Origin of the sequence: Oribacterium sp. oral taxon 078 str. F0263, assembly GCF_000469565.1 — a bacterium.
Taxonomy (GTDB): Bacteria; Bacillota; Clostridia; order Lachnospirales; family Lachnospiraceae; genus Oribacterium.
Genome location: NZ_KI273096.1, coordinates 15,321 through 28,299 on the forward strand (window position 1 = coordinate 15,321; position 12,979 = coordinate 28,299).

General features: G+C 57.5%; 10 protein-coding genes. All 10 read left to right on the top strand.

Going from position 1 to position 12,979, the window contains the following annotated elements:
- Positions 1 to 22 precede the first annotated feature (22 nt).
- The 10 genes from HMPREF1986_RS02935 to murI all read left to right on the top strand — a co-directional run bounded on the left by HMPREF1986_RS02935 (position 23) and on the right by murI (position 12,486).
- Positions 23 to 766: a Stp1/IreP family PP2C-type Ser/Thr phosphatase gene (locus HMPREF1986_RS02935; protein ID WP_021773261.1), complete on the top strand. Its 744-nt coding sequence runs from the start codon at positions 23 to 25 to the stop codon at positions 764 to 766.
- Entirely contained in the window at positions 763 to 2,814 is a 2,052-nt protein-coding gene (locus tag HMPREF1986_RS02940) for a protein kinase domain-containing protein (RefSeq protein ID WP_021773262.1), read from the top strand. Before HMPREF1986_RS02935 ends, HMPREF1986_RS02940 begins: the two co-directional genes overlap by 4 nt.
- Entirely contained in the window at positions 2,811 to 3,722 is a 912-nt protein-coding gene (gene rsgA / locus HMPREF1986_RS02945) for a ribosome small subunit-dependent GTPase A (RefSeq protein ID WP_021773263.1), read from the top strand. The genes HMPREF1986_RS02940 and rsgA overlap by 4 nt, the downstream gene beginning before the upstream one ends.
- Entirely contained in the window at positions 3,715 to 4,410 is a 696-nt protein-coding gene (gene rpe / locus HMPREF1986_RS02950; protein WP_021773264.1) for a ribulose-phosphate 3-epimerase, read from the top strand. Before rsgA ends, rpe begins: the two co-directional genes overlap by 8 nt.
- Positions 4,407 to 5,309 (top strand): bifunctional hydroxymethylpyrimidine kinase/phosphomethylpyrimidine kinase, encoded by a 903-nt coding sequence (locus HMPREF1986_RS12480; RefSeq protein ID WP_021773265.1) that lies wholly within the window; start codon positions 4,407 to 4,409, stop codon positions 5,307 to 5,309. Before rpe ends, HMPREF1986_RS12480 begins: the two co-directional genes overlap by 4 nt.
- Before the next feature lie 93 nt (positions 5,310 to 5,402).
- On the top strand, positions 5,403 to 6,716 hold the full coding sequence (gene serS, locus HMPREF1986_RS02960) for a serine--tRNA ligase (RefSeq protein WP_021773267.1): 1,314 nt from the start codon (positions 5,403 to 5,405) through the stop codon (positions 6,714 to 6,716).
- A 634-nt stretch (positions 6,717 to 7,350) separates the two neighbouring features.
- Positions 7,351 to 8,166: an ABC transporter ATP-binding protein gene (locus HMPREF1986_RS02965; RefSeq protein ID WP_021773270.1), complete on the top strand. Its 816-nt coding sequence runs from the start codon at positions 7,351 to 7,353 to the stop codon at positions 8,164 to 8,166.
- 49 nt (positions 8,167 to 8,215) lie between these two features.
- Complete coding sequence (locus HMPREF1986_RS02970) at positions 8,216 to 10,282, top strand: COG1361 S-layer family protein (protein WP_021773271.1); 2,067 nt, start codon at positions 8,216 to 8,218, stop codon at positions 10,280 to 10,282.
- Positions 10,269 to 11,654 (top strand): ABC transporter permease, encoded by a 1,386-nt coding sequence (locus tag HMPREF1986_RS02975; protein ID WP_021773272.1) that lies wholly within the window; start codon positions 10,269 to 10,271, stop codon positions 11,652 to 11,654. The genes HMPREF1986_RS02970 and HMPREF1986_RS02975 overlap by 14 nt, the downstream gene beginning before the upstream one ends.
- Positions 11,655 to 11,676: 22 nt before the next feature.
- On the top strand, positions 11,677 to 12,486 hold the full coding sequence (gene murI, locus HMPREF1986_RS02980; protein WP_036599025.1) for a glutamate racemase: 810 nt from the start codon (positions 11,677 to 11,679) through the stop codon (positions 12,484 to 12,486).
- Positions 12,487 to 12,979: the final 493 nt, after the last annotated feature.

Here is a 12,979-nt window from a genome sequence, read left to right on the forward strand (position 1 = left end):
GGAGCGCGAATAGGAGAGTTTGATGGAATTCTTTTCGAAGACGGATCAGGGCCGGAGACGGCAGTTGAATCAGGACTATGTCTTTGCCAGCAAAGAAGCAGTGGGGAAGCTTCCGAATCTCTTTCTCCTTGCGGACGGCATGGGGGGACACAGGGCGGGGGACTATGCCTCCCGCTTCCTCGTGGAGGAGCTCCATAAGTATCTTAAGAGCGCGAAGGAGGGGCCGACGGTCCGCCTCCTGGAGAGAGGGATCCGCAGGGTCAATGAGGAGCTTTTCCGTCTCTCCTCGGAGAACGATGAGCTCCGGGGGATGGGCTCCACCCTGGTATCCGCCGTCATCGAGGGAAGGCTCCTTACGATCTCCAATATCGGAGATTCCCGCGCCTACCTGATCCGCGGAAGCGGCATCCGTCAGATCACCCACGACCACAGCTATGTAGAGGAAATGTGTGAGAGAGGACTCATGCGCCGCGGCTCCCCGGACTATCTGAGGGCCCGGAATATCATCACGCGCGCGGTCGGGACGGAGAGCAGCGTCGAGGCCGATTTCTTTGAAGTGAATCTGATGGAGGGGGATTCTCTCCTTCTGTGCTCGGACGGACTCAGCAATATGGTGGACAATGAGAGCATCCTTAATATCGTGCGGGATGCTTCCCCTGTGGAGGAGAGGGGGCAGGCGCTCATCGATATGGCGAATATCAATGGGGGGAGGGACAATATCGGCGTGATCCTCATTGATGCTTTCCAGGGGGAGGGCGGAGCATGATTCTGAAAGAAGGAGAGATCCTGAGCGGAAGATACCGCATCCTCTCTCTCGTCGGTCAGGGCGGCATGAGCTATGTCTACCGGGCCGAGGACCGGAAGATGGGGAGATTGGTGGCGCTGAAGCTTTTGAAGGAGGAATACTGCGAGGACCGGGAGTTCATCCGGAAATTCCAGAGGGAGGCGCAGGCGGCGGCCAGCCTGAATCATCCGAATATCGTCTCCGCCTATGATGTCGTGGACGATGAGGAGCACAGGATCCATTACATCGTGATGGAGCTTGTGGAGGGCATCACGCTGAAGCAGTATATCAAGAAGAAGGGGCGCCTCTCCGACCGGGAGACGATCCGCATCGCTCTCCAGCTGATCGACGGCATGGAGCAGGCCCACCGCCTGGGGATCGTCCACAGGGACATCAAGCCGCAGAACATGATGGTGAGCTCGGCGGGCACGGTAAAGATCGCGGATTTCGGCATCGCGAGAGCGGCCAGCCAGCAGACCGTCAATGCGACTGTGATGGGCTCTGTCCACTATATCTCGCCGGAGCAGGCGAGGTCCGGGGCCGCGGATGAGAGATCCGATATCTACTCCTTCGGCTGTACCCTCTATGAGATGCTGACCGGGAGGGTGCCCTATGACGGGGAGACCTCGGTCGCGGTCGTCTTCTCCCATATGGAGGACCCCATCCCCAGAGTCTCCTCCATCGTACCCGATGTTTCGCCGGCTTTGGACCGGGCGGTCTTTACCTGCATGCAGAAAAAGCCCTCTCTCCGCTATCAGCATATTTCGGAGCTCGGGGAGGACCTCCGGGCGGCGCTCTCGGATCCGGAGGGAAAGCGCGCTGAGATAGATGCAGAGAGAGAGGAAAAGGGAAGGCGCGGCGGAGTGGAGCGCGGCTTCTCCGAGCTCTCTCGGGGGATCGCGTTCGCCGTTATGCTGCTCATTGCCGTGCTCTTCCTCTTTATCGGGAGCAGGATCTTTCGCTTTATCAAGGCGGGGCGGGAGCTGAGAGGCGGGGAGACGACGACTTCCCAGGAGAGCAGCACGAAGAGCCCGGAGTCCAGCCTGAATATCACGATCTCCGCCCTGGAGACCAGACTTCCGGACATCATCGGAAAGACGATCCCGGAGGCTACGGAATATATGCGAGAGTATCAGCTTAAGTTCCGGGAGGGAGAGAAGGAGTATTCCGACAGCTACCGGGAGGGCGTCATCATCAGCTATCCGGACGGGAGCTACCGAGCGGGAGACAGCATCACGGTCATCGTCTCCGCGGGACCGGAGACCATCTATTTCTACGATGCGCAGCATCCGGAGGATCTCACAAAGCTCCATAAGATGCGCTTCTCCGAGGTGAAGAAGGAGCTCGATGCCAGAAAGATTCCCTTCACGAAGAAGGAGGAATTCTCGGAGACGGTGGCGGAGGGCTGTCTCATCAGCAGCAGCAAGGCGAGCACGGCGGGATCCGGAGAGCTGATCCTCACTGTGAGCAGGGGCTCGGAGAGAGCGCCCATCAGTGTCCCGGACCTCGTCGGGAGCAGGGAGGAGGATGCCGTCCGGAATCTAAAGTCCGCGGGCTTCCAGCTGGGAGAGATCAGCTATGAGGAGGATCCGGATACTCCGACCGGAGTGGTCATTGAGCAAAATCCCGAAGCCGGCGATATCCTGGAGCGGGGAGGAAAGATCGACCTGAAGCTAAGCGGCGCCGAAAGTGCGGAGAGCACGGAGGGGACGGGAGGCAGCCAGAAGGCGCAGAGCGGCCACTGGTACGGAAGTCTGAATCAAACGCTCCGCATCGGCTCCGGCGGACCGGGAGTCAGCGATACAATGATGGTCACGGTCTATCTTCGGCAGGATATCAACGGAGAGAGCCGCTATACGACGCTCCAGAGCGCGAGATCCTATACCCTGGGGACGGAGCTTCAGCTGGTATTTTCCAAGATCCGGGGAGCGGACGGCGTATCGAGCGGCATCGTGGAGGTGGTGGATGCGGAGAAGGACAGCGTGCTCGCACAGTACAATGTGAGCTTCCGCCCGGAGTCCGGAACATGACACTCCGGGGTAAAATCATAAAGGGAATCGGCGGCTTCTATTATGTCCACACCGGTGAGGGAGATTTTGAGTGCCGGGCGAAGGGGATTTTTCGAAACCGGAGGGAAAAGCCGCTCGTCGGAGACGAGGTGGAGCTTTCGCCCGTGCAGAATTCCGAGCGGGAGAGGAGCGGGAATCTGATCCGGATCCTCCGGAGGAAGAATCAGCTGCTTCGCCCGGAGGTCAGCAATGTGGATCAGGCTGTCGTTCTCTTCTCGCTCCGGGACCCTTCCCCGAGTCTGCCGCTTTTGGACCGTTTCCTCATCCATATGGAAATGCAGGAGATCCCGGTCCGGATTCTCTTCAACAAGGCGGACCTCCTTGTGACAGAGGAGGAGAGGGAGAGAGCCCTGGAGCTCCAGAGAATCTATGAGGGAGCCTCCTATTCCGTCCGGCTCCTGAGCGTGCGGAGGGCGGACTGCCGGGAGGAGCTTCTCTCCCTCTTTCGCAAAAAGAGCTCTGTTCTCTCCGGCCCCTCCGGCGTCGGAAAATCCTCCCTCATCAATCTGATCCATCCGGAGGCGCGGATGGAGACCGGGGAGCTCTCCCGGAAGATCCGGAGAGGGAAAAATACGACGAGGCATACGGAGTTTTTCTATCTGGATGAGGAGAGCTATGTCATGGACACACCGGGCTTCAGCTCCCTCTACGTCTCCGGGATCGAGGCGGAGCGCCTCCGCTATTTTTATCCGGAATTTGAAAAATTCCGGGGAGAGTGCCGCTACAAAAGCTGTGTCCATATCGGGGAGCCCCTGAGGGACTGCCGTGTGAAGAGGGCGCTTTCGGAGGGCGAAATCCCGCGGGAGCGCTATGAGAGCTATCGCCAGCTCTATTGGGAGCTGCGGGATCAGGAGGAGAGGCATGGCTGAGGAAGGAGTTTTCATGAAATATACACTGGCCCCCTCGCTCCTTGCGGCGGATTTTTCGGAGCTCGGGGAGGAGCTCTCGAAAGCGGAGCGGGCGGGGGTGCGCTTTGTCCACTTCGATGTGATGGACGGAAGCTTTGTGCCGAATATTTCCTTCGGCGCACCGATCATCCGCTCTCTCAGGAAGCGAAGTCAGAGCTTTTTCGATGTGCATATGATGGTGGAGGAGCCCATCCGCTATCTGGAGGATATGAAGAATGCCGGGGCGGACAGGGTGACGATTCACTCCGAAGCGGCGAGGCATCTGGACCGCAGCTTAAACCGGATCCGGGAGCTCGGAATGCAGGCCGGCCTCGCTCTGAATCCCGCAACGCCGCTCTCCTCCGTCCTTCTTTCCAAAGGGCTCGATTCCCTGCTCGATCTCGTGCTCATCATGTCGGTGAACCCCGGCTTCGGGGGGCAGAAGCTGATCCCCTATACCCTCGACAAGATAAAAGAGCTTGCCGCACTCAGGAGGGAGAGCGGAGGAGCCTACCAGATCGGGATCGACGGGGGCGTGACGATGGAAAATCTCCCCTCCATCCTCGATGCCGGGGCGGACTTTCTGGTCGCAGGATCCTCTATCTTCCGGCCAAAGGAAAGGATTTCGGAGAATACGAGGGGCTTCCTGGAGGAGCTTTCGAGAAGATGATACATCTGGCGCTTTGCAATGACCTCAGTGCGGTCGGGAGATGCTCGATCGCGGTACAGCTCCCGGTCCTTTCGGCACTTGGAATCGAGGCCTCCCCTCTCCCGACGGCGGTGCTCAGCAGTCACACCGGTTTTTCCGGGGCGGAGGCGGAGGGACTTTCGGATTTTTTCCAAAGAGCCCTTTCAGCCTGGGACAGGCAGGGCTTTCGCTTTGACGCTCTGCTTTTGGGATATCTCTGGGACAGCGGAGAGGCGGAGGCGCTCCTCTCCTATCTCAGAGAGCATCCGGGGACCCGCTGTTTCCTGGACCCGGTCATGGCGGATCACGGGCGCTGGTATCAGAACATGGGGGAGGAGCGCCTCCCCTCCATGCGCGCGCTCCTGAAAAGCTCCGAGCTCGCCTTTCCGAATCTTACGGAGGCCTGCTTTCTCGGGAATTTCGATTATCCCTCCCTCTCGAAAGATTTGTGGGAGAGCGGCTCCTCCTTTGATTCCGGGAGGAAGAGGGCGGAGGAGCTTCTCAGGCCGCTCTGCGAACTGCTCTCTCCGGAGGGAAAGGGGCTTATCATCACCGGGATCGAACAGGAGAAGAGCATCCTGAATGCGGTCTATGAGAAAGGGGAACTCACGCTCCTTTACGGGGAGCGGGTCGGAGAGGGGAGGCCCGGGACCGGGGATCTCTTTTCGGCGATCGCCGCCGGGAGCCGCCTTTCCGGGAGCAGCCTTATCGAGAGCGCAGTTCTTTCGGCGGATTTTATCAGAAGATGCATCAAGCGCTCGGAGGAGGGGGGAGAGCCCCCTCTTCGCGGCGTTCTCTTTGAGGAGCTTCTCCGCCTGGGGGAGAGCGGCATCCGGGGAGAGGGGCGCGATGGGAACGATGACATTTTTAAGGATCGGTGATATTATATTTCCTGTGCCGAAGCTTCGCCTCACTAAGGGCGGAGGCAGGACAGGGCATGATGCGGAAATGGGGAAAGAGAGGAGAAATCAGAGATGCTGGATATCAGGTTCGTGAGGGAGCATCCGGAGCTTGTGAAGGAAAACATCCAGAAGAAGTTTCAGGAGGAGAAGCTGCTGCTTGTGGATGAGGTGATCCGCCTGGACGCAGAGGCCAGAAAGATTCAGCAGGAGGCGGATGAGCTCCGGGCCAGGAAGAACCAGGTCTCGAAGCAGATCGGCGCTTTGATGGCAGCGGGGAAGAAGGAGGAGGCCGAAAAGGCCCGGGCCGAGGTCGCAGACTTTTCCGGGAGACTGTCCGAGCTCGAGGCCGAGGAGCCGAAGCTCCAGGATGAGATTCATAAGAGAATGATGGTCATCCCGAACATGATCGATCCCTCCGTTCCGATCGGAAGGGACGACAGCTTCAATGTGGAAAATGAGCGCTTCGGGGAGCCTGTGGTCCCGGACTTTGAGATCCCCTACCACAGCGACATCATGCAGAGCTTCGGAGGCATCGACCTCGACGCGGCGGGAAGAGTGGCCGGAAACGGATTTTACTATCTGATCGGGGACATTGCCCGCCTCCATTCCGCGATTCTGAGCTATGCGAGAGATTTCATGATCGACCGCGGCTTTACCTATGTTATCCCTCCCTATATGATCCGCTCCCGGGTGGTGGACGGCGTCATGTCCTTTGCGGAGATGGATGCCATGATGTATAAGATCGAGGGAGAGGACCTCTACCTCATCGGGACCTCCGAGCACTCCATGATCGGGAGATTCATCGATGAGATCCTTCCGGCGGATAAGCTTCCTCTGACGCTGAGCTCCTATTCCCCCTGCTTTCGGAAGGAGAAGGGGGCACACGGGATCGAGGAACGGGGCGTCTACCGGATCCACCAGTTTGAGAAGCAGGAGATGATCGTGGTCTGCGAGCCGGAGGATGCGATGCTCTGGTACGGGAAGCTCTGGAAGAATACCGTCGACTTCTTCCGCTCTCTGGAGATCCCCGTCAGGACCCTGGAATGCTGCTCCGGGGACCTCGCCGATCTGAAGGTCAAGTCCTGTGATGTCGAGGCCTGGTCTCCGAGACAGAAGAAGTATTTCGAGGTGGGCTCCTGCTCCAACCTGGGGGATGCGCAGGCGAGAAGACTGAAGATCCGAGTAAGGGGAGCGGACGGAAAGCTCCACCTTCCCTTCACCTTGAACAATACCTGTGTGGCGCCTCCCCGCATGCTGATCGCCTTCCTCGAGAACCTGATCCGGGCGGACGGCTCCGTCAGGATTCCCGCACCCCTCCGCCCCTATATGGGCGGAAAAGAAAGCCTCGTTCCGCTCTACAACTCCATTACCGGAAAAAGGGAGTAAAAGCGCAGAAGTCTGCCATCAGGCAGACTCGGAGGCGTACTTGAGCATTCCGGCTTTTTCGCTCTCCTGCCGCGTTGCCGATCCATAAGAAGGCCGTCTGCCGCCCCGGCGCTTAGCGATTTGGTACTTCAAAATCGCTTATGCGTCCGCTGGCCGCGGCAGTCGGAGCGAGAGCGTCCTGCGTTGGATCGACGAAACGGCAGAGGGCGGCAGAGCTTTGTTTTTCGAAGGAATGCTGGGGATGAGGAGAGGCCAGAAGCAGAATTTCATATTGAGAGATCGGACGCGGGACCTTCGGGGTCCCGCGCTTTTCTGTTTTGTCAAAGCGAAAAGTGAGGCATAGCCTATTCCCTGCCGCCCGAAAAAATTCTATCCCTGTAACGAAGGAGCGGAAATTATGGTCTTATAAAAAGATCAGCCTCAGTCAGGCAGGAAAACGCGGGCTGATCCGGCTTCTCCGGGCATCTGGCAATTTGACGGGAGAAGAGGCAGAGCCGCGGGGAAGCCTTCGTTTTTTACTTCACTTTTGTTTGACTTAAGCGGCTGATTTGCTACAATAATCGGAGAACTGCCGTATTATGCGAATCTTGTCTTTTCTTGTTGTATCGCTTTGTCGGAGGGCGCTCTATGCAGGATGCTGCCGGTGATTTTGGGGCGTTTCCAGGAAAGAGAGGGGAGAGAGGTGGAACCGATCATCAGAGTCCGGGACCTTTACAAGATCTTTCATATCGGGGAGAATGAAGTCTATGCCCTGAACGGTCTGAGCTTTGACGTCTATCAGGGGGAATTTATCGCGATTGTCGGGACCTCGGGCTCCGGGAAGTCCACCTGCCTCAATATGCTGGCGGGGCTGGAGAAGCCCTCGAAGGGAGAGATTTTGATCGCGGGAGAGCGGATCGACAGGATGAATGAGGGGGAGCTTGTGCGCTTCCGCCGTCTGAATGTGGGTTTTATCTTCCAAAGCTACAACCTTGTAGCCTCCATGAATGCGGTGGAGAATGTCTCTCTGCCCCTGATGTTTCGGGGCGTACCGGAGGAGGAGAGGCTCCGGGAGTCCGAGAAATATCTTGAGCTCATGGGGATCGGGGATCAGCGGGACCATCTTCCGAATCAGATGTCCGGAGGGCAGCAGCAGAGGGTCGGAATCGCCCGAGCGCTCGTCATTGAGCCGAAGATCATCTTCGCGGATGAGCCGACGGGCAATCTGGATTCTCACACGACGGAGGAGGTCCTCGCTCTCATGCAGAGGATCGTCCGGGAGCGGAACAATACCCTTATCATGGTGACGCATGACCCGAATATCGCGGCCTGGTCGGATCGTCAGCTCCGGGTGGTGGACGGGAAAATCGTGGAGACCGTCATTCAGAAGGAAAGTCCCATCGAGAAAAGGATATATGAGGAGAAGCATGACTGGCCCTTTGCGAAGACAGAAGCGCTGACTCCCTCCTGAGGGAGGGGAAAGCAGCTGCCGCGGGAAGAAAAGGGACGGAGGAGGGAAAATGCAGGGAAAAAGAAGCTTTCACAGTATGCTTTCGGGAGTTTTGGCGCTGAGTCTCCTGCTCTTTTCCTGCCTTGCGCGAGCGGGCAGGGCGGAGGCTTCCTATGTAAATACCAATATGAACACCTTTATCCACGATCCGGTGGATGCGCAGAACGGTGTGCCGGGGCAAGAGATGGAGCTCCATGTCCGGATCGGCTACAATGGTTCGAACGGACTTTACAACCCGCCGACGGATGAGATCCAGAATGTCCGCGTCCGCCTCTCGAACGATCAGAACTATCTCTCGGTCAATGAGCCAAACCAGGTAAAGAAGGAGAATCCCTACCGGAATTCCTCGGGAGAGGCGGATGACTCCGAGGCGGAGGATGCCTGGGAGAAGGGCTATAAGGCCGGGAAAAATAACGCCTATAAGAACAAGCTGAACTATGTCTATCCTGTGGACGGCGGCGTCTATCCCTTTGAGATCAATGCCTCTCTTTTCACGCAGGAGAAGAGGCTCGGCAGCATGAAGAAGGGGCAGTACGCGGATCTCAGCTTCAAGGTCCGGGTCCGCTCGGACGCTTTGAAGATGAAGGACAATGCCGGAAAGACGAGCGACGGCTATTTCGGCATCCCCTTTACCATCTGGTACGATATCCCGGGCGTGTCCGGGACCCAGAATAAGACAGAGTTTATCAATGTCTATGTCGGAGAGGCGGGAGAGGTAAAAAACCCCGCGACAAGCAATAAGGATAAGGCCTTTACCATCGGGGAGCAGCAGTCGACGCCGGTCGGGACCCGTCCGGAGGTCATGAACTACAGCGTGAATTTCCGAAATCAGAGCGGAAAGACGCTCTACGATGTGACGGTGAAATTAAGCCCTGCCCTCGCGGAGAATGAGAGTGTCCAGCTCACACAGAACCCGAAATCCGAGGCGGTGAAGGACTTTCCCTTCGACATCAACGAGGCGAACTATGATCAGAAGTTCGACAAGGTGGAGGACAACGAGACCATCTCCCCCGGCTACTCCATGGCGATCAAGCAGAATGCGGCGAGCGGATTTTACCCGCTTCACTACATCATAAGCTATAAGCTCGCCCCGGGAGCCGATGTAAACGCCACAGAGGATGATACCTTCTTTGTCAATGTCCAAAACCCCGCCATGGTGCAGCCCCCGGAAAAGAAGGATGAGGACAAGCCTCGGGACTTTAACGCGAACGACCGGACCAAGGCGAGAATCGTGGTAGACTCCTATCACACGGAACCGGAGACGGTCTATGCCGGGCAGCCCTTCGTCCTCGTCATGAATGTGAAGAACGCCTCGCAGAATATCGGCGCGAGCAATATCCTTTTGAATCTGAGCTCCGAGAAGGTGAGCGATTCCGCTGTCTTCTCCGTGGAGGGCGGTGCGAGCTCCATCTCCTTAAGCGATCTTGGGGCCGGAAAGTCCAGCGAGGTCCGGGTGCAGCTGACGGCTGCCGCAGGAGTCGATCCGAAGACCTACGGCGTCACGATAAATGAGAAGTTCGACTCCCCCGACTTCAAAAACGCGGAGGAGAAGGTGGACTTGAACATCCCTGTAAATCAGGTCGCCCGCCTCTCCTGCTCCAACTTTGCTGTCACGCCGGAGAGCGTCGAGATCGGCGCGGAGGCGGACGCGACCTTCGGCATCAATAATACCGGAAAGGTCACGCTCTATAATGTAGAGGCTGTCTTTGAGGCGCCCTCCATCAAATCCGCCTCTGCCTATGTGGGAAACATCAAGCCCGGGGAGACCGGAAATGTGGATGTCATGCTGAGCGGTGTCGCGGCGACGGAGGACGACGGCACCATCCCGGTGAAGATCAACTATGAGAATGTGAATGGGGAGAAGTTCTCGGAGGACGCAAAAATTACTTTGACGGTAGTGGAGAAGCTGGAGACGGATGATGATATGCAGGAGAGCAAGGCGGAGAACGAAGGGGGAGGAGGTTCTCCCGTCCGCCCGATCTATGGCATCGTCGGAGCGGCCGCTGTTCTTTCGCTGGTCTTTGCCGTCTTCCGCATCCTGAAGAGGCGGAGGAAGAAGAAAGATGAGAGCATCTGATCTTTTAAAGCTTGCGGCCGGAAATCTCAGGAGGAGAAGGACGAGGACCGTCCTCACCGTCCTCGGCGTCGTGATCGGCACGGCCTCCATCGTAGTCATGGTGAGTCTGGGGCTTGGCATGAACAGAAGTCTTGTAAAATCCTTCCAGGATTCCGGCTCCCTCACGATGATTACGATCACGAATTACGGGGATGGGATGGGCTCCGGGAAGAAGAGCGCCCCTCAGCTCACCGATAAGACGATCGATAACTTCTCGAAGATCCCCCATGTGAAGGGAACCTCTCCCTCCCTGGGGGTCTATGTCACGGCAAAGAGCGGGCCCTATGAGGCGACCTACAATATTATCGGGGTCTCTCAGGCTTATCTCCGCGAGCTGAAGCTCGCTTCGGGCTCTCCGCCCGCCCCGGGAGGGGAGCTCAGCCTGGTCTACGGAAACCAGGTCTTAAACTCCTTCCACAGGGGGAAAAACTGGATGAAATCCTATACCGTGGACCCGGAGAAGCAGACGATCTTCTACAGCTTTCCCGCTCCGGAGAGCAGCTCCGCTTCCGCAGGCTCAGGCGCCGCAAGCACCCCTGCGGGACAGGGCCCCGGAGAGAGCGGGGCTTCCGCTTCCTCCCAGCCCGCGCCGCAGAAGAAGTTTATCCTGAAGACAGCCGGCATCATCGAGGGAGGAGAGGATGACTACAGCCAGGAATCCAATAATTGCTACACCGATATCGACAGCTTTAAGAAGCTTTTAAAAAAAATCTATAAGAAGGACCTGGTCCCCAGTCCGGCGCGGAACAAAAACGGAAAGCCGCTTCGCTACTATGTCTACGATGAGGCCTATGTCTTCGCGGATCACATGGACAATGTGGCCGCGGTGCAGAAGGAGATCACAGACATGGGATACAGCTGCTACTCGAATACCGAGTGGCTGAAGCAGACCCAGGGGACGCTTCGGATCACCCAGATGGTCCTCGGCGGAATCGGCGCGGTCTCCCTCCTCGTCGCGGCGATCGGCATCATGAATACGATGATGATGTCCATCTATGAGAGAACGAAGGAGATCGGCGTCATGAAGGTTCTCGGCTGTGATATGGGAGATATCCGAAATATGTTCCTGACAGAGTCCGCGATGATCGGACTTCTCGGGGGGATCGCAGGGATCTTCTTAAGCTTTGGAATCTCCGCCATCATCAATTTCTTTACGAAGAAGTACGGGGCGGAGATCATGGGATTTTCCGGCGGGGGATCGCTTTCGCTGATTCCCCTGTGGCTTTCGGGCTTTGCGGTTCTCTTCGCCACACTGGTCGGGATGATCTCCGGCTATATCCCCTCTGTCCGGGCTATGAGGCTGAGCCCGCTCGCCGCGATTCGAAATGAGTAGCGGGGCAGGGCGGAAAGCGCTCATGAGAAAAGCGGAGGAGATAAGGCGCGCGCCGATCGGAATCTTTGATTCCGGAGTGGGCGGGATCAGCGTCGTGAAGGCGCTGGAACGGGAGCTCCCCGGAGAGGATCTCATCTTTTTCGGGGACAGTAAAAATGCACCCTACGGGGAGAAGAGCGTGGAGGAGATCCGCGCTCTTTCCGAGCGCTCCTATCAATTTCTGAGAGAACAGAGGGTAAAGGCCGTCGTCATCGCCTGCAATACGGCGACCTCGGCGGCGGCGGAGCTCCTCAGAGAGGAAAATCCCGGGGAAATCATCGTCGGGATGGAGCCCGCTCTCAAGCCTGCGATCGAGAATGCGGGGAGGGAAAGGCCGGAGATTTTGGTCCTTGCGACGAGCTCTACGCTGGGCGGAGAGCGCTTTCAGAGGCTCGCAGCGCGCCTTGGGATGGGGGCGAGAGTGCATTCCCTCCCCGCTCCGGAGATCGTCCGCATGGTGGAGGCGGGGAAGGAGGATTCCGATGAGATGCGCTCCTATCTCCGGGAGCTCCTATTCCCGTACCGAAGGATGGCTGACGGGACGATCCGCTGTCCGCTCGACGGCCTTGTGCTCGGCTGCACCCACTTTCCCTTTGCAAAACGGGCGATCCGAGAGGTCCTGTCCTATCCGGTCCCGATCTACGACGGGGCGGAGGGCACGGCGAGGGAGACGAAGCACCGCCTCCTCAAAAAAGCTCTCCTCTCCGACCGAAGGAGCGGGGGCCGTGTCCGGCTTTACTCCAGCCTGCCCGATACAGAGCTTGAGGAGAGGCTTCTAAACAAGGAGAGCTGAGCTTTCGCCGATGTCATGCCGATCGGAGCGATCGAGAGGCTTTTGAATGAAATAAAGAGAGCGGAGCTTCCGCCCTCTGCCGTTTGTCTTTCCGGCACAGTACGCTCCCGCTCTGACTGCCCAGCCATCAGTCGGATTCGGAGCGTACCCGGATCTTCTCAGAGAGAAGTATATCCCAAGTCGTAAGACGGAAAAGCAGCGAAGCGATTTCATAGATTTGGTCGGTTGAAATCCGAGGTTCCAGTTTGAAGGGGTAACTTCCAGTTTCGTCCGGATTGCAATCAAAAGTTCAATTTTTTCGCCCTGTAGCGCTGTACAATGAGTCCGAAAACGGCTATAACTGAGACATAGGAACGGTCGTTCCTGAAAAACGCGTATCCTAACCGGAGGTCGAACTGAAACCGAAAATTCGAAACTTTTAAGTTCCACCCCTGAAAATGGTGCATGGGATGGTCCTCAAGGTCTGATGCTCCGGCCGATATGCGTTAGTTAA

What these genes read in the sequence shown, in the direction of transcription:
- rpe (WP_021773264.1), top strand. Translation starts at nt 3,715, where the DNA reads ATGGCTGAGGAAGGAGTTTTCATGAAATATACACTGGCCCCCTCGCTC.
- rsgA (WP_021773263.1), top strand. Translation starts at nt 2,811, where the DNA reads ATGACACTCCGGGGTAAAATCATAAAGGGAATCGGCGGCTTCTATTAT.
- HMPREF1986_RS02970 (WP_021773271.1), top strand. Translation starts at nt 8,216, where the DNA reads ATGCAGGGAAAAAGAAGCTTTCACAGTATGCTTTCGGGAGTTTTGGCG.
- HMPREF1986_RS02975 (WP_021773272.1), top strand. Translation starts at nt 10,269, where the DNA reads ATGAGAGCATCTGATCTTTTAAAGCTTGCGGCCGGAAATCTCAGGAGG.
- HMPREF1986_RS02965 (WP_021773270.1), top strand. Translation starts at nt 7,351, where the DNA reads ATGCTGCCGGTGATTTTGGGGCGTTTCCAGGAAAGAGAGGGGAGAGAG.
- serS (WP_021773267.1), top strand. Translation starts at nt 5,403, where the DNA reads ATGCTGGATATCAGGTTCGTGAGGGAGCATCCGGAGCTTGTGAAGGAA.
- HMPREF1986_RS02940 (WP_021773262.1), top strand. Translation starts at nt 763, where the DNA reads ATGATTCTGAAAGAAGGAGAGATCCTGAGCGGAAGATACCGCATCCTC.
- HMPREF1986_RS02935 (WP_021773261.1), top strand. Translation starts at nt 23, where the DNA reads ATGGAATTCTTTTCGAAGACGGATCAGGGCCGGAGACGGCAGTTGAAT.
- murI (WP_036599025.1), top strand. Translation starts at nt 11,677, where the DNA reads ATGAGAAAAGCGGAGGAGATAAGGCGCGCGCCGATCGGAATCTTTGAT.
- HMPREF1986_RS12480 (WP_021773265.1), top strand. Translation starts at nt 4,407, where the DNA reads ATGATACATCTGGCGCTTTGCAATGACCTCAGTGCGGTCGGGAGATGC.